The sequence below is a fragment of the Wielerella bovis genome, from assembly GCF_022354465.1.
In the GTDB taxonomy this organism is placed as follows: Bacteria; Pseudomonadota; Gammaproteobacteria; order Burkholderiales; family Neisseriaceae; genus Wielerella; species Wielerella bovis.
On record NZ_CP092361.1, the window covers coordinates 1,672,526 to 1,692,550 of the forward strand.

At 43.3% G+C, this 20,025-nt stretch carries 24 protein-coding genes; 20 read left to right on the forward strand and 4 right to left on the reverse strand.

The genetic code is table 11. The features are described 5' to 3' along the window. Positions 1–27: 27 nt before the first annotated feature. From gmhB to yaaA, 9 genes are all read left to right on the forward strand, one after another. Positions 28–597 carry a D-glycero-beta-D-manno-heptose 1,7-bisphosphate 7-phosphatase gene (gene gmhB / locus MIS45_RS08145; RefSeq protein WP_249450164.1) on the forward strand — a complete coding sequence of 190 codons (570 nt, stop codon included), beginning with the start codon at positions 28–30 and terminating at the stop codon, positions 595–597. Then, a complete protein-coding gene (locus tag MIS45_RS08150; protein WP_249450165.1) occupies positions 594–1,559 on the forward strand; it encodes a glycosyltransferase family 2 protein in 966 nt (321 codons plus the stop codon). The genes gmhB and MIS45_RS08150 overlap by 4 nt, the downstream gene beginning before the upstream one ends. A 79-nt stretch (positions 1,560–1,638) precedes the next feature. Next, positions 1,639–2,523, forward strand: a complete 885-nt coding sequence (gene menA / locus MIS45_RS08155) for a 1,4-dihydroxy-2-naphthoate octaprenyltransferase (RefSeq protein ID WP_249450166.1) — start codon at positions 1,639–1,641, stop codon at positions 2,521–2,523. A gap of 87 nt (positions 2,524–2,610) precedes the next feature. Then, a complete protein-coding gene (locus tag MIS45_RS08160; protein WP_249450167.1) occupies positions 2,611–3,078 on the forward strand; it encodes a DUF4149 domain-containing protein in 468 nt (155 codons plus the stop codon). Positions 3,079–3,369: 291 nt separating this feature from the next. Continuing rightward, positions 3,370–3,849, forward strand: coding sequence for a hypothetical protein (locus MIS45_RS08165; RefSeq protein WP_249442148.1), 480 nt, complete (start codon positions 3,370–3,372; stop codon positions 3,847–3,849). Between the two features lie 3 nt (positions 3,850–3,852). Beyond that, positions 3,853–4,668, forward strand: a complete 816-nt coding sequence (locus tag MIS45_RS08170) for a glycosyltransferase (protein ID WP_249450168.1) — start codon at positions 3,853–3,855, stop codon at positions 4,666–4,668. A gap of 76 nt (positions 4,669–4,744) precedes the next feature. Continuing rightward, positions 4,745–5,977, forward strand: a complete 1,233-nt coding sequence (locus MIS45_RS08175) for a sugar transferase (RefSeq protein WP_249450169.1) — start codon at positions 4,745–4,747, stop codon at positions 5,975–5,977. After that, the gene (locus tag MIS45_RS08180; protein ID WP_249445562.1) at positions 5,964–6,125 is read left to right on the forward strand and encodes a hypothetical protein; all 162 of its coding nucleotides are present in this window, start codon (positions 5,964–5,966) and stop codon (positions 6,123–6,125) included. The genes MIS45_RS08175 and MIS45_RS08180 overlap by 14 nt, the downstream gene beginning before the upstream one ends. Before the next feature lie 19 nt (positions 6,126–6,144). Further along, complete coding sequence (gene yaaA, locus MIS45_RS08185; protein WP_249450170.1) at positions 6,145–6,918, forward strand: peroxide stress protein YaaA; 774 nt, start codon at positions 6,145–6,147, stop codon at positions 6,916–6,918. 181 nt (positions 6,919–7,099) lie between these two features. Here yaaA and kdsA read toward each other — a convergent pair whose 3' ends face one another. Both kdsA and MIS45_RS08195 read right to left on the reverse strand, forming a co-directional pair. Beyond that, positions 7,100–7,945 (reverse strand): 3-deoxy-8-phosphooctulonate synthase, encoded by an 846-nt coding sequence (kdsA, locus tag MIS45_RS08190; RefSeq protein ID WP_249450171.1) that lies wholly within the window; start codon positions 7,943–7,945, stop codon positions 7,100–7,102. A gap of 135 nt (positions 7,946–8,080) precedes the next feature. Beyond that, a complete protein-coding gene (locus MIS45_RS08195; RefSeq protein ID WP_283397442.1) occupies positions 8,081–9,049 on the reverse strand; it encodes a KpsF/GutQ family sugar-phosphate isomerase in 969 nt (322 codons plus the stop codon). 288 nt (positions 9,050–9,337) lie between these two features. Between MIS45_RS08195 and MIS45_RS08200 the strand changes: the two genes are divergently transcribed. From MIS45_RS08200 to MIS45_RS08240, 9 genes are all read left to right on the forward strand, one after another. Further along, positions 9,338–9,877: a KdsC family phosphatase gene (locus MIS45_RS08200; protein WP_249450173.1), complete on the forward strand. Its 540-nt coding sequence runs from the start codon at positions 9,338–9,340 to the stop codon at positions 9,875–9,877. Continuing rightward, positions 9,874–10,452 carry an LPS export ABC transporter periplasmic protein LptC gene (gene lptC / locus MIS45_RS08205; protein WP_249450174.1) on the forward strand — a complete coding sequence of 193 codons (579 nt, stop codon included), beginning with the start codon at positions 9,874–9,876 and terminating at the stop codon, positions 10,450–10,452. Before MIS45_RS08200 ends, lptC begins: the two co-directional genes overlap by 4 nt. Next, positions 10,430–10,951, forward strand: a complete 522-nt coding sequence (gene lptA / locus MIS45_RS08210) for a lipopolysaccharide transport periplasmic protein LptA (RefSeq protein WP_249450175.1) — start codon at positions 10,430–10,432, stop codon at positions 10,949–10,951. Before lptC ends, lptA begins: the two co-directional genes overlap by 23 nt. A 12-nt stretch (positions 10,952–10,963) precedes the next feature. Next, complete coding sequence (locus MIS45_RS08215) at positions 10,964–11,602, forward strand: FMN-binding negative transcriptional regulator (RefSeq protein WP_249445567.1); 639 nt, start codon at positions 10,964–10,966, stop codon at positions 11,600–11,602. A gap of 53 nt (positions 11,603–11,655) precedes the next feature. Continuing rightward, complete coding sequence (gene lptB, locus MIS45_RS08220) at positions 11,656–12,384, forward strand: LPS export ABC transporter ATP-binding protein (protein WP_249445568.1); 729 nt, start codon at positions 11,656–11,658, stop codon at positions 12,382–12,384. 64 nt (positions 12,385–12,448) lie between these two features. After that, complete coding sequence (gene rpoN, locus MIS45_RS08225; RefSeq protein WP_249450176.1) at positions 12,449–13,807, forward strand: RNA polymerase factor sigma-54; 1,359 nt, start codon at positions 12,449–12,451, stop codon at positions 13,805–13,807. 57 nt (positions 13,808–13,864) lie between these two features. Further along, positions 13,865–14,149 carry a ribosome hibernation-promoting factor, HPF/YfiA family gene (gene hpf / locus MIS45_RS08230; RefSeq protein WP_249442159.1) on the forward strand — a complete coding sequence of 95 codons (285 nt, stop codon included), beginning with the start codon at positions 13,865–13,867 and terminating at the stop codon, positions 14,147–14,149. 133 nt (positions 14,150–14,282) lie between these two features. Then, positions 14,283–14,924 (forward strand): 16S rRNA (guanine(527)-N(7))-methyltransferase RsmG, encoded by a 642-nt coding sequence (gene rsmG / locus MIS45_RS08235; RefSeq protein ID WP_249450177.1) that lies wholly within the window; start codon positions 14,283–14,285, stop codon positions 14,922–14,924. Further along, positions 14,921–15,685: a ParA family protein gene (locus MIS45_RS08240; protein ID WP_249445572.1), complete on the forward strand. Its 765-nt coding sequence runs from the start codon at positions 14,921–14,923 to the stop codon at positions 15,683–15,685. Before rsmG ends, MIS45_RS08240 begins: the two co-directional genes overlap by 4 nt. A gap of 350 nt (positions 15,686–16,035) precedes the next feature. Here the strand turns inward: MIS45_RS08240 and bfr (MIS45_RS08245) are convergent, their stop codons facing one another. Both bfr (MIS45_RS08245) and bfr (MIS45_RS08250) read right to left on the reverse strand, forming a co-directional pair. After that, the gene (gene bfr, locus MIS45_RS08245; RefSeq protein WP_249443829.1) at positions 16,036–16,509 is read right to left on the reverse strand and encodes a bacterioferritin; all 474 of its coding nucleotides are present in this window, start codon (positions 16,507–16,509) and stop codon (positions 16,036–16,038) included. 11 nt (positions 16,510–16,520) lie between these two features. Beyond that, positions 16,521–16,985, reverse strand: coding sequence for a bacterioferritin (gene bfr, locus MIS45_RS08250; protein WP_249442162.1), 465 nt, complete (start codon positions 16,983–16,985; stop codon positions 16,521–16,523). 692 nt (positions 16,986–17,677) lie between these two features. Here bfr (MIS45_RS08250) and dapA point away from each other — a divergent pair. Together dapA and MIS45_RS08260 are read left to right on the forward strand one after the other, a co-directional pair. After that, positions 17,678–18,553, forward strand: coding sequence for a 4-hydroxy-tetrahydrodipicolinate synthase (gene dapA / locus MIS45_RS08255; RefSeq protein ID WP_249442163.1), 876 nt, complete (start codon positions 17,678–17,680; stop codon positions 18,551–18,553). Between the two features lie 22 nt (positions 18,554–18,575). Then, entirely contained in the window at positions 18,576–19,706 is a 1,131-nt protein-coding gene (locus MIS45_RS08260) for an NlpB/DapX family lipoprotein (protein WP_249450178.1), read from the forward strand. The last annotated feature ends 319 nt before the right edge of the window (positions 19,707–20,025 follow it).

Sequence of the window (20,025 nt, forward strand, 5' to 3'; positions counted from 1 at the left end):
AGGCTGCCTTAATTTAACGAGAAACTCATGAAACTCATCATTTTAGACCGCGATGGCGTGATTAACCACGACAGCGACAAATTCATCAAATCCACCGAAGAATGGCAACCAATAGACGGCAGCATGGACGCGATTGCCTTTTTAACCCAAGCCGATTACACCGTTGTTGTTGCCACCAATCAATCAGGCATTGCGCGTGGCTATTTTAGCGTACACACGCTCAACGAAATGCACAATAAAATGCACAAACTCGTGCGCCAAGCAGGTGGCGAAATCAGCGGCATTTGGTTTTGCCCACACATGGCAGACCACCATTGCGATTGTCGCAAACCCAAAGCTGGAATGATTGTGGATATTTTGGATAGATTTCAAGCCGTTGCCAGTGAAACTTATTTGGTCGGCGACAGCTTGCGTGATTTGCAAGCGATTGATGCCGTTGGCGGCAAAGCTGTGCTGGTCAAAACAGGCAAAGGCATGAAAACATTGGAAAAAGACAGCGATAAATTGCCAGCCAATACCTTAATTTTTGACGATTTACTCATGTTTGCAAAATATCTTGTCCGTCCCAATCAACCCAGCCAAAATCCCAGTGCATGAAGCCCGCCTTATCCATTATCGTGCCATGTTACAACGTGCAACACTACGTTCAGGCTGCCCTACAATCCATTGTGGACAATATGCAGCCTGAAAACCACGCGCGCGCCGAAATCATCATCATCAACGATGGTGCAACCGACCAAACCGCTGAAAAAATTGCCCAATTTGTTTCAGGCTGCCCGATTGCGTATCAAGTTATCACACAAAAAAACGCAGGTTTATCCGCCGCGCGCAACACAGGCATGGCAGCAGCACAAGGCGATTATTGGCTGTTTTTGGATAGCGATGATATGTATCATCATCACACTTTGGACAAAATCCTTTCCGTGATTGATGCACACGCACCCGACATCATTGAATTTAATGCCACCATTTTTTACGGCGAACACGATTGGCAAACACACACTTTGTATCACGCCTATTTTGCCGATGTCGCACAAATGCAGGTGGAAAGTGCCAAAATCTATCGCGCTTTTGAAGAAAATCGCTGGTATGTTTGGTCGCGCTGTTATCACAAAAAATTATTTACTAATCAGCAATTTGAAATCGGAAAATTGTATGAAGATTTCATGACTATTCCCTATTTGTATCCACAAGCACAATTTATTTTCAGGCTGCCTGAAAGTTTATTGGCTTATCGCCAAAATCACAGCAGCATTACCGCCAATGTTTCGCATCGCCACATCGCCGATATTTTTTACGGTTTACAAAAAGCCATTCGGGCCGAAACCGAATTGCCGACTTATCGCACCATGTGGGCAATGTTGCAGCTTAAAACATGGCGGCTGATTGTCGCCTATTGCGTGAAAAAATTTTTGCAGACCCGCGAATGGACATATTTGCAGCATATACCCCATTTTCGGGCGCAAACCCGTGCCGAATTTGGGCGCGATTATGGCTGGCAACTCGGCTATTTTGCGCGTGTCATCATCAAGCGATTGCGCGAGAAAATCATCAAATAAACTTTTTCAGGCTGCCTATCCTATAAAAGAGCAGCCTGAAAACATCATTTTATATTTATATTAAACACAATTGCCAACTATGCACACCATTATCCAACTCGCCCGACCGCGTACCCTACCCTTATCCATTGCCATTGTTTGCACCGCGCACGCACTCGCATGGCACAACAGCGGTGCACGATTCTCCATTTTTGTACTGTCGCTGCTGACCGTATTGCTGCTGCAAATCACGTCCAATATCGCCAACGATTACGGCGATGGCATACGCGGCACGGATAAACATCGCAGCCCCAACGCACCGCGCCGTTTAACCGCCACAGGCAGCCTGGAACCACATATTGTGCGCCGTTATTTGTACACCGCCGTGTGCGCCTGCATCATCAGCGGCATTGCGTTATTGTGCAGCAGTTTGCACAGCGCACACGATTGGTTGATTTTCCTGCTACTCGGCGCAAGCGCGATTGTTGCCGCGATTGCCTACACAGTTGGACGCTATGCCTACGGTTATCACGCGCTGGGCGAAGTAGCGGTATTTTTGACATTCGGCTTACTCGGCGTGCAGGGCAATTATTATTTGCAAACGCACACGCTCAATACAGCGGTGTGGTTGCCCGCCATCGGCAGCGGTTTATTGGCGGCGGCGGTGTTGCACATCAACAATATGCGCGATTTAAGCAGCGATAAATTAGCGGGTAAACAAACCCTTGCCAATATTTTAGGCTTTTCAGGCAGCCTGAAACTGCATTTTGTATTGATTTTGGGCGGATTATTGTGTTACGCCTTGTATGCCGTCAAAGTCTGGCACAGTTTGCCATGGATAATCTTTTTTCCCTATGTTTACACACATCTACGCCGCGTGTGGCACACCGAAAATAGTGAACAAATCGGTACAGAATTGGTGTATGTGGTTAAAATACATTTAATGGTTAATTTATTGTTTTCCTTTGGTTTATATTTAGATTAAATTACAAAACCTTGCCCTGTTCTTTTCAGGCTGCCTATTCCATATTATGATGCACATATTTTTCCAACCCACAACAAGGATAACCCCATGCGCCGCTTTTCCGCCCTACTTATCAGTATTTGGCTGGGTTTACACATCGGTTTTGGTTGCATCGCCGCCCCTACCATTTTTGCCCGACTGGAAACCTTGCCCAACGGCAAAGTGTTGGCAGGCACCATTGCAGGCACCCTGTTTCACACCGTCAATTTGTTTGGCATCGTTGCATGGCTCATCATCTTTTTCATCGCCAAAAGCGACAATCAACGCATGACCTATCGCAAAAGCCGCGTTCCCATGTGGACAGGTTTATTGCTGCTGTTGCTTGGTATAAACGAATTTTTGATTACCCCCGTCATCGCCGCCTTGCGCGACCAACGTAGCAACTGGCTACACGACATCATTGGCGGACGTTTTGGTTTATGGCACGGCACTTCCTATATTCTTTATTTTATCGTCGCCACCATCGGTTTAGGCTTGTGCATCCGCCTATTGCGATTGGATAATCCATACCGATAATTTCCCAATATTTTCAGGCTGCCTATTGATTTAGACAGCTTCACAGTACACGACAAAAAATTATTTCCGTAGGTCGGGCATTTATGCCCGACATTGATGAATCACAGCGTATTGTGTCGGGCATGAATGCCCGACCTACAACTGCCTCACAGTACACAACAAATTTTTGAAATAAGCACGAATCTGCCCCCTTCCCCGTCCTAAACGGGGGAGAGGACAGATTTCAGGTCATATTAAAGATTTGTATCGTGTAGTGTAAGGCAGCCTAAAAAAAACACCTATCCCAACAAAATGTTCAAAATACTCAAAACCCCCATTTTTATCGTCATCTTCCTGCTGATTACCAGCCAATTTGCCGAATATTTGTTTATTTTTGCGCCCATTGTTCTCATCAGTCGCCTATTTGGTTTTGCATCTGCCGCGCGTAAAAAATCATTGTGGATAAGCCAAATCATCAAAACCCTGCTTTGGCTGACCGCCTTTATCGGCGTATATATGTGGCACAATTACCACGCCAGCGAACGACTCGCCCAAGCCAATCAAATCGCCCAACAAATCCAACGCTTTCAAGCCGCCCACCATCGCTATCCCAATCACGGCGAATTATTCAGCGACCAGCAACAATACATCAAACAACAACGCATCATCATCTATTTGCCGCCCGATAAACAACGCCCTTATCCTGTGCTTGCCTACCGCAGCAGCACCCATCCATTTGACAAATATGTCTATGATTTTGAAAAACAAGAATGGCAATTTCGTCCCGATTAAATCATGCTAAACTTTTCCGTCCTTTTATCGCTGTATCACCAAGAGCAGCCTGAAAACCTGCGCCAATGTCTCACCAGTTTACGCGAGCAAACCGTACGCGCAGATGAAATCATCATCGTTTTTGATGGCACGATTTCGCCCGAATTGGAAAATATTGTGCATGATTTTCAGGCTGCCTTACCCATTCATATTTTCAGGCTGCCGCATAATGTGGGTTTAGGCAAAGCCCTAAATATTGGCATACAACATTGCACACACGAATGGATTTTCCGCATGGATACAGACGATATTGCCGTAGCCAACCGTTTTGCGCTGCAAACCGAATTTTTAGCGCAACATCCGCATGTGCAACTATTGGGCGGACAAATCAGCGAATTTGATGATGCACAACCCAATAAGCAGCCTGAAAACCGCATCGTGCCACAAACGCATGATGAAATTATCCAATTTTCCAAAAAACGTAATCCATTCAATCATATGACGGTTGCTTATCGCAAAACAGCCGTACAGGCAGCAGGCGGTTATCAACATCATTGGTATATGGAAGATTACAATTTATGGTTGCGGATGCTGGCAAACGGCGTGCAAGCTGCCAATTTGCCCGATATTTTGGTGCATGCGCGAACGGGGGCTGCCATGTTGCAACGGCGGCGCGGTTGGCAATATATGGTCAGCGAATGGCAATTATGCAGCCTGAAACGGCGATTGAATGTTCAGAATCATGCGAGTGCGTTATACTATTTTATTTTGCGAACTTTGCCGCGCTTATTGCCCACATCTTGCTTGAAATTTGCCTATCGTTTATTACGAAAATCTTGAATCATTTTTTTCAGGCTGCCTAAAATAAAGATAATCTTAAAAAGCAGCCTGAAAACCTTATCATTAAATAAAAAACATGAAGCCTACCCCGTCCCTATTCCTGCGTTTAATTTACGGCATATTGCTCATCGCCGCCACGCTGAAACTCTATCTGTTCGCCAAAGACATCAGCCCCACCGACCCCAAAGTCATCAACAGCATCATTATCTGCATGATTGCCTACACCTTCGCCGTGCTATCCATTACCACATTTCGCGCCTTCCCTGGTAAACAATCATGGCTGCACATTTTGCCAGCAGTCGGCATTGCATACAGCAGCGTATTTGCCATTTGCGGTTTTTTGTTTATCACTTTTTCCAACAGTTTTATATTGGTCAATGGCTTGTTTGCCGCACTAACCTTGCTGGTTGATTTTTATTTCAGTCGCCGCCGCACACCATGCATGGCATATATTCCCGTTGGTCGCGCCAATCATGCCGAGCATATTCCCAATGTAAACTGGCAACGTTTGGACACCCCCCAGTTACCCACAAACAAACTACGCGCCATTGTCGCCGATTTACACAGCCCCGATTTAAGCGCAGACTGGCAACGTTTTCTCGCCGATTGCACCCTACAAGGCATCGCCGTGTACAATATCCGCCAAATTGAAGAATCGCTGACAGGGCGCGTCAAAATCCGCCATATGTACGAAAACGACTTGGGTTCGCTGCTGCCCAGTCCACGCTATATGTTAGTCAAACGGCTGCTGGACATCGTGCTGATTATCAGCACCGCATGGCTAACCCTGCCCATCATGCTTGCCACCGCGCTTGCCATTCGCATGGAAAGTTCAGGCAGCGTCTTATTTGTACAAAATCGCGTGGGGCAAGGCGGACGCGAGTTCAAAATTTACAAATTTCGCAGCATGTGCATGGATTCCGAAAAAGCAGGCGCACAATTAGCGCAAATCGGCGATGCACGCATTACCCGCGTAGGCAAATTTATCCGCAAAACCCGTTTAGACGAATTACCCCAATTTTTCAATATCTTGCGTGGCGATATGAGTTTGATTGGTCCACGTCCCGAACAAAAAGCATTTGTGGACAAATTCAACGAAAATATCCCATTTTACAATTATCGCCACATTGTTAAACCTGGTTTATCAGGCTGGGCGCAAGTTACACAAGGTTATGCGGGCAACGAAGATGAAACACAAATCAAGCTGGAACACGATTTTTATTACATCAAACATTTTTCATTGTCGTTGGATATTTTGATTATTTTCAAAACCATCAAAACCATTTTGACTGGTTTTGGCGCACGATAATTTTCAGGCTGCCTTACAATACACGACAAAAAATGATTTCCGTAGGTCGGGCATTCATGCCCGACATGATGAATCACGGCATATTGTGTCGGGCATAAATGCCCGACCTACAACAAGTACTGTAAGGCTGCCTGAAAACACCCATTAACACAAACAGAAAGAAAAACATGTACTTCCTCATTTCCCCAGCCAAAAATTTAAACGAAACCCACGAATTTACCCCCAAATTCTATTCCATTCCACCGCTGCTGGAACAAGCCGAAATCCTGATGCAAGACGTGCGCCCACTCGCGCCACAACAAATTGCCGAATTGATGCACGTTTCCAACAAAATCGCCTTGCTCAATGCCGAGCGCAATCAAGCATGGCACACACCTTTTACGCCCGACAATGCCAAACTCGCGCTGTATTTATTCAACGGCGATGTGTATGACGGCATCGCACCACGCAGCCTGAACGACACACAAATCAGCTATATCCACAACCATGTCCGCATTTTATCTGGGCTATACGGCTTGTTGCGCCCATTGGATTTAATGCAGCCCTATCGCTTGGAAATGGGTACCGCATTAGCCAATTCACGCGGCAAAAATTTGTATGATTTTTGGGGCGATTTGATTACCGAGCGACTCAATCAAACCCTGCAATGTGCCGCCGACAATATTGTGGTGAATTTGGCTTCACAAGAATATTTCAAAGCCGTGAAACCGCAAAAACTCAACGCACGGATTATCACACCCGTTTTCCAAGATGAAAAAGACGGTAAATTTAAAATCATCAGTTTTTATGCTAAACGTGCGCGTGGTTTAATGGTGCGTTATGCGGCGGAAAATGCAGTGGAAAATGTGGAAGATTTGAAACATTTTGATTTAGACGGCTATGCATTTAATGCAGCATCTTCGTCTGAACATGAATGGGTATTTCAACGTAAGGCAGCCTGAAAAGTTAGCCAGCGCAGCCTGTACAATCAACACAAAATATTGAATGGGTAGAGTGTGCATTCATGCACATGTGGTTTTTCAGGCTGCCTGAAATTTTTTGCGTAGGCAACAAGTTGCCCACCCAAAATAAGCACAACATCCTTAAATTTTTTTCAGGCTGCCTATCATCATAAATAAATATTTACGCAATATTCAACGGCTCAAACGATTTTACCAAATCATCAACCGCTTTCACGCGTGTTAAAAATGCTTCCAGCAACGCCAATGGCAACGCACTTGGACCATCACAACGCGCTTTATCAGGATTTTCGTGGCTTTCCAAAAATAAACCAGCCAAACCTGTCGCCATGCCTGCCAACGCCAAATCCAACACTTGCGCACGGCGACCACCCGATGCAGCTGCACCACTTTCACGTTGTTGCAGCGAATGGGTTACGTCAAAAATCACAGGCGCATCGGCACAGGTTTTTTTCATCACGCCAAAACCCAACATATCCACCACCAAATTATCGTAACCAAATTGTGCGCCACGTTCGCATAAAATAATTTGCTGATTGCCCGCCTCGTGGAATTTTTCCACAATATTTTTCATTTGTGCAGGCGATAAAAATTGCGGTTTTTTGATGTTGATAACCGCGCCTGTTTTCGCCATCGCTGCCACCAAATCGGTTTGACGCGCCAAAAATGCAGGCAGTTGCAACACATCGCACACTTCGGCAACAGGGGCGCATTGATATGGTTCATGCACATCGGTAATCACGGGACAACCAAATTCTTGTTTCACACGCGCAAAAATCTTCATGCCTTCGTCCAAACCCACGCCGCGATATGAATGCACAGACGAACGATTGGCTTTGTCAAAAGAAGCTTTGAAAACATAGGGAATGCCGAGTTTTTCGGTTACACGGACATAATGTTCCGCAGCGCGTAAAGTGCTGTCCATATCTTCTAACACATTGATGCCGCCGAATAAAGTAAACGGTTTTTGATTAGCAACAGTAAGATTTTGGATTTTGACGGTTTGCATAACAGATTTCCTTGTAGATAAATTGAGTGGGATTATTTTCAGGCTGCATAATAATAGGCAGCCTGAAAAATAAGATTTTAAATGATAAACATTGTTTCAGGCTGCCTATGATGAAATAAATGCAGCCTGAAAACACTAAACAACCCTTGCTTGCAACAAATCATTCATATTCAACGCACCAACCAGCGTGCCGTGCTCATCGCATACCAGCAAGCCATTGATGCGCCGATGTTGCATCACTTTCACAGCTTCACTCGCCAATTTATCGGGAGAAATCGTAATCGGATTAGGTTTCATCACATCATCAACAGTTAAATTAGCAAACGTGTCGTGCGTTTCAAACAAGCGGCGTAAATCGCCATCGGTCAAGATACCTTTCAGGCTGCCCGATTGTTCCACAACGGCAAGCATACCCAAACCTTTTTCGCTCATAATCACAACCGCGCTTTTCAACAAAGTACCTGTCGCCACAATCGGCAAATAATCGCCCGAATGCATCACATCGCGCACCGTCATCAACAATCGCCGCCCTAAACTACCCGCTGGGTGGCTCAACGCAAAATCTTCCGATGTAAACTGTCGCGCTTTAAGCAACACAATCGCCAAAGCATCGCACAAAGCAAGCACCGCAGTAGTACTGGAAGTAGGTGCCAAGCCCAAAGGACAGGCTTCTTGTGATACGGCAGCCTGAATGTGAATATCTGCATGTTTTGCCATGCTGGATTGAGGATTGGAAGTGATACAAATTAATGTGGTATTTTTACGTTTCAAAGCAGGGATAATCGCCAAAATTTCATCGCTTTCGCCTGAATTAGACAATGCCACCACCACATCGCCATCTACAATCATACCCAAATCGCCGTGTGCCGCTTCGGCTGGGTGAACAAAATACGATGGCGTACCTGTGGAAGCCAACGTGGCGGACATTTTGCGTCCAATGTGTCCAGATTTACCCATGCCCGTAATAATCACACGCCCCGTACAATGCAGCATGGCATCGGCAGCCTGAATAAACGTATCATTAAGACTATTGGCAACTTCACGAATGGCGGCTTCTTCCACTTGCATGGCAGATTTTGCCCAGTTGAGATATTGGGTTTTCATCATTTTCCCATATTTGAATCTGAAAATTTTCGCATTTTATACGAAAGCATCTTAATTTTGCATAAAAGGCAGCCTGAAACAAGTTTTACAAAAATTTCATTATGAAAATACAATTATTTAAAATAAAAAAATCGGCAGCCTAAAAAACTTTTTTCAGGCGGCCATGAGAAAAATACAGAACGAACAATTATTAACAAGCAAATTGTGTGCAAAAAATAAAAAAATTTACCGATGCTACAAAAAGCTGTTAAAATGCTTATACATTTTTTATTCAGGCAGCCTGAAATCATGTTTTCACATCTCCCACAAGACCTTATTGCACGCGCCAAAAACATCAAATTATTGATTATGGACGTGGACGGCGTTTTAACCAGCGCACAATTATTCATCGGCAATAACGGCGAAATCACCAAAGCATTCAACACATTAGACGGACATGGCATTCGTATGCTGCAAGACAGCGGCGTACAAACCGCAATCATCACCGCACGCAGCGATGAAGCCGTTGCTGCGCGCGCCAAACAATTAGGTATCACACATTATTTTTATGGCGCACACGACAAAAAAGAAGCCTATGAAAAATTACGCGAATTAGCCAATGTACGCGAAGATGAATGCGCAATGGTTGGCGATGATGTGATTGATTTGCCTGTGATGGTACGTTGCGGTTTACCGATTGCGGTGGCGACCGCGCATGATTTTGTCAAACAATACGCGGCGTGGGTAACGCAAAAAAATGGCGGCTTTGGTGCGGTGCGCGAAGTAACCGATTTATTGATGTTTGCTCAAGAAACCTTGTTGCCCAAGTTAAACGAGTACACCCGATGAGCCGCTTTCGCAGTTTGATTTTTCCATTGGCTTTGGCGTTGATTTTGGGCGGATTAAGCGCGTGGCTGGGACGCATCAGCGAAATTGTGGTGGAAGAAGTCAAACTTGACCCTGCGCAACCGCAATATTTGATTACAGGTGTACACGGGCAGCGTTTTGATATTTCAGGCAGCCTGAAAGAAAAATTGGACGCACCACGCGCTTGGCAATTACCCGACCAAAAAAATGTGTATTTTGAACAACCTTTGTTGCAATTATTTCAACAAGGTGTGCATCAATACAGCGTTACCGCAAACCATGCACGTTATGAAATGGAAAGCAAAAAAGTTTTTTTGGAACAAAATGTTGTGCTGAATAAAGGAGCAGATGCACAACGTCCTGCGGCAAAAGTGCAAACCGATAATCTAATAGTGAATACTGTCAGCGAAGTGGCACAAACCGATGCGCCCGTGCATTATCAATATGGACAGTCCAGCGGTACATCGGTTGGCATGGTGTACGATAACCAAAACGGGCTGCTGAATTTGCCGTCCCAAGTGAGAGCTTTGATTTATGACCCGAAACACAATCCTTAAACACACGATTTTGGCAGTAACCTTGTTTTCAGGCTGCCTGAATGCTTATGCGTTGGAAAGCGACCGCAATCAACCCATTTCCATTGAAGCCGACCAAGCATCGCTTGACCAAAAAAATCAAGTTACGGTGTTTTCGGGCAATGTGATTGTGAAACAAGGCACGCTGAATATGCGTGCGGCAGCGGTGCGCGTAACACAAGATAAATCAGGCAATCAAACCATGAGCGCGCAAGGCAGCCCTGCCTATTTTCGTCAACAATTGGACAATAATAAAGGGCTTGCCGAAGGTTGGGGTAACCGCATGGAATACGTTTCCAAAGACAATATGGTTAAACTGATTGGCAATGCCAAAGTACAACGCGGTGGCGACATGGCGCAAGGCGAAGCGATTAGTTACAACACACGCACCGAAGTCTATACTGTGTTGGGCGGCGCAGCGACAGGCAATAAAAACGGGCGACGTGTTCATGTGATTATTCAGCCAAATAATAAAAAATAAGGCAGCCTGAAAATGTTTATTTCCACGTCCGCGTTTGAACAAACACAATGGCAAGAAATTCAACAGTTTATCGTAGATTATCCACTTGCCACACTCATCACACAAACCATTGATGGTATTCAGGCTGCCCATATCCCAATGATTTTGCAACAAAAAGAAAATAGCGAAACTGTGTTAATTGGACACATCGCCCATGCCAATCCCATTTGGCAAAGCAATTTTAATGACAGCGAATGGTTGGCGATATTCAATACCAATGGACATTACATCACGCCAAATTGGTATCCCGAAAAACACATTACCCATCGTGCTGTACCGACGTGGAATTTTCAGGCTGTACATGTGCGTGGCAAATTGAATTTTTTGGACGACACAGCGGCGGTTTTGGCAATGCAAACCGATGTATGGGAACACCAATTACCCAATAACTCTGCATGGAAATTAAACGATGCGCCCGAAGATTATTTACAAAGCATGTACGGTGCGATTGTCTGCTTTGAAATGAGCATGGATTCCGTGCAAGCACAGTTTAAATTGAGCCAAAATAAATCAGCCGAAACGCGTTCTAGTATCGCACATAATTTGCGTCAAACAGGGACACACGAAGCCACACACATGGCTGATTTGATTGAAAAATATTCTCCAAAATAATTTTTCAGGCTGCCTATTTGAATATTATAGATGCAGCCTGAAACGAAAATACAATGAATACTTCACATTTACACGTTCAAGGTTTGCAAAAAACCTTTAAAAAACGCCAAGTTGTCAAAAATTTCTCGCTAGACATTGAAAGCGGCGAAGTGATTGGCTTACTCGGGCCCAACGGCGCAGGCAAAACCACCAGTTTTTACATGATTGTCGGACTGATTGCCGCAGATAACGGCACAATTACGCTGGATGGCAAAGAGTTGCGCCACGAGCCAATTTATGTTCGTGCGCGTGCAGGCATCGGCTATTTGCCACAAGAAGCGTCCATTTTCCGCAAAATGACGGTGGAAGAAAATATTCGCAGCATTTTGGAAATTCGGCTGAACGATAAACACGAAATTGACACGCAACTGAACAAATTGCTGGACGATTTGAACATCGGACGTTTGCGCCAAAGTCCCGCTCCCGCATTATCGGGTGGTGAACGCCGTCGCGTGGAAATTGCCCGTGTACTCGCCATGCAACCACGTTTTATTTTGTTGGACGAACCGTTTGCAGGCGTGGACCCAATTGCCGTGATAGACATTCAAAAAATCATTGAATTTTTGAAACAACGTGGCATCGGCGTATTGATTACCGACCACAATGTACGTGAAACGCTGCGGATTTGCGACCGTGCCTACATCATCAGCGATGGTACGGTGCTGGCATCAGGCAAACCCGAAGATTTGGTCAATGATGAACAAGTTCGCGCCGTCTATTTGGGCGAAAACTTTGATTATTAAATAGGAAAAGTTTTCAGGCTGCCTATTATCATGCAGCCTGAAAACACGCATTCAAGAAATCATTATGAGCGCAACAAATTTCCAATTAAAGCTGCGTCAAACCCAGCAATTAAGTCAAAACATGCAACAATCGCTGCGTGTGTTGCAAATGTCTGGCATTGAAATTGAGCGTGAAGTGGAAGATTGGCTAGCAGATAATCCACTTCTAGAACGCAAAGAGCAGCCTGAAAATCCCTACGAACCCCCGCGTCAAACAGTAGACATTGCCAAACGTGGTATCAGTTTGGACGATGATGATAGCAGCGCGTGGGAAAATCTTGCCGAAGAAGAAACCTTGAATGCATATTTGCACAAACAAGTGAGCGAGCATCCTTTGTCGCCAACCGAAGCCGCGCATGTACATATTTTGATTGATTTTTTGGACGAACGCGGTTATTTGACCGATTCCATTGCCGACATCATTGACCATACACCATTGGAATGGATGTTGAGCGAAGAAGATATGGAAATCGCGCTAGAAAACTTACAACGTTTTGACCCAGCAGGTATTGCTACCGCTAATCTCAATCAATCTTTGTTACATCAATTAGACAGATTACCACTGTCGCCTGCACGTCGCTGTGCAGCACAAATTGTGATGTATCATTTGGAAAAATTAACGCCCAATCAACCTAAAAATATCAATCGTTTAGCCAAAATTTTGCCCGATTTCAGCGATACTGTTTTGAAAGATGCGCTGGATATGATAAGCAGCCTGAATCCTTATCCATCTTATGGTTTTGCCAGCGAAGAACCAACGCAATATGTGCGTCCTGATGTGATTGTGGAACAAGGCGAACATGGTTGGCTAGTAGTCGGCAATGATGACGCTGCACCACAAATCCAAATCAACACTGAATTAGTGGAAATGTTGCAAGACGAAGAAGCGATTGACCCTGTGTGGCGCGAAAAAATCAACAGCGCCAAACAAAAAATGGATATGTTGCAACAGCGCAAAAATACCGTGATTCGCGTGGCAGAATACATTGTGGAACGGCAACAGGATTTCTTCTTTTTTGGCGAAATCGGTTTGGTGCCGATGTTGCTGAAAGATTGCGCAACACATTTAGGATTGGCAGAATCTACCATTTCTCGCGCAGTAAGCAACAAATATTTGTTCTGTCCGCAAGGATTATTTGCATTACGTTTCTTTTTCAGTCAAAATGCGATTAGTAGCGAAAACAGCGATGAGGCGATTAGTGCCAACGCCATTAAATCCGTCATTGCACAAATTGTTGAACGCGAAAATAAACAAAAACCATATAGCGATTGTGCATTGCATGATTTATTGCAGCAACAAGGCATTAAAATTGCGCGACGTACCGTTGCAAAATACCGTGAACAGTTAGGTATCCCAACTGTTCAACAGAGACGACAGCTTTAATTATTTTGCTGCTTGATGTTTAAGCAGTTTTTTCCACCCGTTTAAGGAGTTCACATCATGAATCTAAAAATTACTGGTTTACACATGGAAGTAACCGAAGCCATCAAAACCTATGTTACTGAAAAAATGGAACGTATCTCGCGTCATCACGATGGTGTGATTTCCACTACTGTCACTTTATCAGTAGAAAAATTGCAACAAAAAGCTGCTGTGCAAGTGCATTTAGCAGGTAAGGACTTGCATGTTGAAACCTCCGACGCAGATATGTATGCAGCGATTGATGCACTAGTTGATAAATTAGACCGTGCCATTAAACAACATAAAGAGAAACAACAACATTAATTAATTGATGTTGCAAATAGGCAGCCTGAAAATAGAAATACTCTGTTTTCAGGCTGCCTTTATCTTGATGCAAGATGAATAGGCAGCCTGAAAATGTTATAATTACGCCACTTTTTATCTGATTTTTGTCTATATGAACCATCTTGCCCCCAGTCTCGCGCAAGGTATCGCCGCGATGAATTTAGCGATTAGCGATGCCGAACAGCAAAAATTATTGCATTATCTCGCGCTGCTCAAAAAATGGAACAAAACCTACAATCTCACCGCCCTGCGCGATGAAAGCAAAATGGTCAGCCATCATATTTTAGACAGCCTGACTTTATTGCCCTACATCGAATCCGCACAAACTATGATTGATGTCGGTTCTGGTGGCGGTATGCCGGGGATTCCCACCGCCATTTGTCGCCCCGATTTGCAGATTATGCTGTTGGACGCCAACACCAAAAAAACCACTTTTTTGCAGCAAGCCGTGATTGAACTGGGTTTGAAAAATGTCAGCGTATCCAGCAGCCGCGTGGAAGCCTTACATGGCAAAACAGCGGATATCATTACCAGTCGTGCCTTTGCCGAATTGTGCGATTTTGTAACACTCACACGCCAACTATTGCACGAAAACAGCCATTGGGTTGCCATGAAAGGTATATATCCCAGCGAAGAAATCGCAAGGCTGCCTGAAAACGTGGAAGCCTATCAAATTGACCAATTAACCGTGCCAACTTTGGACGCTGAACGCCATATGGTTTTGCTGCGTCCCACACAAGGAGCAACCGCATGAGCACAAAAATTCTTGCCATTGCCAACCAAAAAGGTGGCGTAGGCAAAACCACTACCGCCGTTAATCTTGCCGCATCATTGGCGCACAAAGGCAAACGTGTTTTGCTGATTGACCTTGACCCACAAGGCAATGCCACCACAGGAAGTGGCGCAGACAAAAGTACCATTGAACAAGGCGTGTACCACGTTTTATTGGGTGAATCCGATATTCAGGCTGCCACCATTCACAGCGAAGCAGGAAAATATGATTTACTTGCTGCCAACCGTGAACTAGCAGGTGCAGAAGTGGAATTGGTACAAGAAATCGCTCGTGAAATGCGTTTAAAAAATGCCTTGATGGCGGTGGAAAATGACTACGATTTTGTGTTGATTGATTGCCCGCCCACTTTAACTTTGCTGACATTAAATGGCTTGGTTGCCGCACAAGGGGTACTTGTGCCGATGGTATGCGAATATTATGCGCTGGAAGGCATCAGCGATTTGGTGGCGACTGTCCGCAAAATTCGTACCGCCATCAATCCCAAATTGGATATTTTCGGTATTGTGCGCACGATGTACAATAACCAAAATCGCCTGTCGCAAGAAGTCAGCGAACAGTTACAACAACATTTTGCAGGAAAATTGTTTGATACGGTTATTCCTCGCAATGTACGGTTGGCAGAAGCCCCTAGTCATGGTATGCCAGCGTTGGCCTATGATGCCAAAGCTAAAGGAACGCTGGCATATTTAAATTTAGCAGATGAAGTATTGGCGCGTGCATAACACTTTCTTTAATTTATAGTCGCTGGCACCTTGCCTTAATTTTTATTTTAACCAACTGAAACCTTTACAAAACCCATTCAGGCTGCCTAAAAATTCGTAGGTTTAGATGCTCGTATCCGATAATTTTAAAATCAAAACAACTAGTTGAAAATATGAAAAATATTAGATTCAAGAATCAGACCCACAATTTTGGGTCTTGTAAGATTTCCAACTATGTATTTGTCAAATCCAACCACGAATAAATTGTCATTAATATCTATCATAATAAAAAACCGTTTATTTAGCCTTGTGCTAAATAAACGGTTTACTTGACTCGGTTTACCAAGATTTATTTTGGGTAGTGGTTTGTGTTAATCCTCTTGCGTCCCGAGTTGTAAGTAATTTTGAATGCCTAAATTAGCAATCATTTCCTGCTGCGTTTCTAACCAATCCAAGTGTTCTTCATTTTCAAATTTTTGTTTTTCCAACAAATCACGAGACACATAGTCTTGTTTTTCTTCGCAGATTGCAATCGCCTCAATCAAAGCTGTGTGTTTTTCTTGCTCTTTTGCCAAATCACATGCAATGATTTCTTCAGGTGTTTCACCAATCAACAATTTACCCAACTCTTGCAGATTAGGCAAACCTTCTAGCATCAAAATACGCTCAATAATCGCATCTGCCGATTTCATTTCGCGGATAGATTGCTTATAAAAATGCTCGCCCAATTCAGTCAAACCCCAGTTTTTCAGAATACGCGCATGCAAGAAATATTGATTAATCGTAATCAGCAACAATCCCAAATTTTTATTTAAATGCTGAATCGCCAAACGGTCGCCTTGCATCATTCAACTCCTTACATTTGGCTTTGCAAATAATTTTGCTCGCCCAGCATTTTGATTAAACGCAGTTGTTGTTCTAACCAATGCGCATGGTCTTCTTCGGTATCTTTTAACTGATTCACCAACAAATCTCGCGTTACATAATCCTGTTTTTCTTCGCACAATTTGATACCATCTTTCAACGCTTGGCGTACAGACAATTCTGTATCCAAATCAAATTGCAACATTTCAGGTACATTCTTGCCCACACGCACAGGTTCAGGAGTCATTTCAGGTGTACCACCCAACATCAAAATACGGCGGATAAATTCATTTGCATGTTGCGTTTCATCTTCCATTTCATGACCAATACGATCAAATAGTTTGGTGTAACCCCATTCTGCATACATACGAGAATGAATAAAATATTGGTCTCGTGCCATCAATTCACCAGCCAACAATTTGTTCATATAATCAATAACTTCTTTATCGCCTTGCATCACTATATTCCTTTAAAAATTAAATCAGATTAAGAGAAGAACGTGTTCTTCAAAACAATTACATTGTAACAAGACTTTTTCATTTATACAAAATTTAGTTTAAAATACAAATAATTATCAAATATATCCATAACTATGAAGTGTATAATACGCATTCTTATTTGGCGATTTCCATTGTTATATCAAATAAATAAACTGATAACGATTGTTAATCATTATGAAAGGCAGCCTGAAAAACATTTTTTCTTTTCATATCTTTACATATTTATACTTTTCAGGCTGAAATCTTTGCGAAATCTATTCAGGCTGCCTGAAAACATGTATCGGATACTCGTATCCGACGTTTCAAATCAAAACAAAATATTTGTTACATATGAGAAATGTCAGATTCAAAAATCTGACCTAACAATTTTGAGTTTTGTAAAGATTTCAGGTCGGATGCTTATATCCAACTATTTTCACATGAAAACAAATACTTGTTAAACATAAAAATATTGAATTTAAGAATCCAACCTGCGGTTTCGGGCTTTGCAAAGGTTTCAGGCTGCCTTTAAAAATTTTATTATTTTGTTTCAAGATGAACATCATTTACACAGATAAGGCAGCCTGAAAAACGTGTTTATATTTCCACAATGCATAAAGTAAGCTACAATCCGTTCCATTTATCCCAAACATTATAAAAGGTCAATTCCATGTTAACAGGTAGCATTGTTGCAATTATTACGCCTATGCACGCTGATGGTAGCGTGAATTTTGAACAACTCCAATCCCTTGTTGAATGGCATATCGCAAATGGTACACACGGTATCGTAGCAGTTGGTACAACAGGCGAATCAGCCACTTTGTCGGTGGAAGAACATTTAGCAGTGGTAGAGACAGTTATCAAGACTGCAAATAAGCGCATTCCTGTTATTGCAGGCACGGGAGCAAACAATACTCACGAAGCCATTGCACTTTCCAAAGAAGCCAAACGTTTGGGGGCAGATGCTACTTTATCAGTTGTGCCTTATTACAATAAACCTTCACAAGAAGGTATTTATCAACATTTTAAAATGATTGCAGAAGCTGTTGATATTCCGATGATTATTTACAATGTCCCTGGTCGTACCGTTGTGGACATGAATAATGAAACCATTTTGCGTTTGGCAAAAATTCCGAATATCATTGGTGTTAAAGAAGCCAGTGGTAATATTGGTCGTGATATGAACTTGCTGCGTGAAGCACCAGAAGGTTTTGCTTTGTACTCTGGCGATGACCCAACAGGCTTAGCCTTTATGTTGTGTGGCGGTCATGGTGTGATTTCTGTAGCAGCCAATATCGCACCAAAAGAATTTGCACAAATGTGTCATCATGCACTCAATGGTAATATCGCAGAAGCACGAAAACTGAATGACCAGTTAATTCCTTTGTATAATGTGATGTTTGTTGAACCCAGTCCTGCATCACCAAAATGGGTAGCTTCACAAATTGGCGTATGTGCAGAACACATTCGTTTGCCATTATTGCCATTGAGTAGCGCATCACAAGAAAAAGTTTTAGCAGCCATGAAAGCGTCTAAACTGATTTAATCGTTTCCTACGGAAGGTGTACATGAATCCTATTAAACCCATTGTTTTCGCTCTAATTACTGTGAGCCTTGCTGCTTGTTCAGGCAGCAAAAAAGAGCAACCTAAATTGGACTACCAATCGCGTAACAATAAAATCGTCAGTTTAGAAATCCCACCAGATTTGAATGACCCACGCAATGGAGATTTATATCGTTTGCCTGAGGGCACGGTTGCCAGTCCAAATGCTTTAAAACAAACTGCAACAGGTAACAAACAAGTTTTGGTACAAGTGAAAGATGTTCACATTGAACGTCGTGGTACACAACGTTGGTTGGTTGTGCAAAATAAACAAGCTGCGGAAATTTGGCCATTGTTGCGCGCATTCTGGCAAGAAGCAGGCTTTTCTATCTATTCTGAAGAGCCACAAGCTGGTTTAATGGAAACCGAATGGGCAGAAAATCGTGCCAAATTGCCAAATCAAGGCTTACGCCGTTTGTTTGATAAAATTGGTATGGGTGGCGTATATACGACCAGCGAACGTGATAAATTCATGATTCGCATGGAACGCCGTAATGATGATGGTTTAGACATCTTCTTTACTCACAAGGGTTTAGAAGAAATTTATGACAGTAAAAAAGAAGAAACGACTGCTTGGCAGCCTCGTGCTAACGACCCTAATTTAGAAGCAGCTTTCTTGGCACGCTTTATGCAGTATTTAGGAGTTGATGACGCAATAGTTGAACAACAAATGCAAGTGCAAACCAATCAATCACAGGGAACGCAATTTGCAAAATTAGAAGGCAATAATTTAGTGGTTTATGGCGCAGCAGAACGCAATGTAAATCGTATCGGTTCTGCACTAGACCGTATTGGCTTGACTGTTCAACAATTTGTGAGTGAGCGTGGAATGTTCTTGGTTAAACCTGCGCCGAATGAAAGTGAGGCTATCGCCCAAGCTACCGCAGAAAGCCGTAAACCTGGACGCATTGCTCGCTTATTTGGTAAAAAAGAAAGCGATACACTTGCTACACCAACAGAAGCACCACAAATGTTTATCGCATTGGAAGATGTTGGCAATGGTCAAAGAATCCATTTACTTGACCAATTTGGTAAACCTTATCAAGGTGCGAATGCCAGCAAGTGGTTGAATGATTTGTATCGTGAATTACGTTAAATCAATCATATCATGATTTTCAGGCTGCCTTTTTATAAGAGGCAGCCTGAAACCTTTGCAAAATTCAAAATGGTAAATTGGATTCTTAAATCTGACATTTCTCATATTTATAGTCATTTCAAATTAACACAGACAAGGTAACAGCGACCTCCATGCACACCTAGTATAGTGAATTTAATTTAAGCCAGTACAGCGTTGCCAGCTCCCTTATGTACTAGGTGTACACTGCGGTCGCTGTCGCCTTGTCCTGATTTAAATTGAATCCACTATACATAAGGGAGCTAGTAGCGCTGTATTATTTTAATTTCAAATAACTATA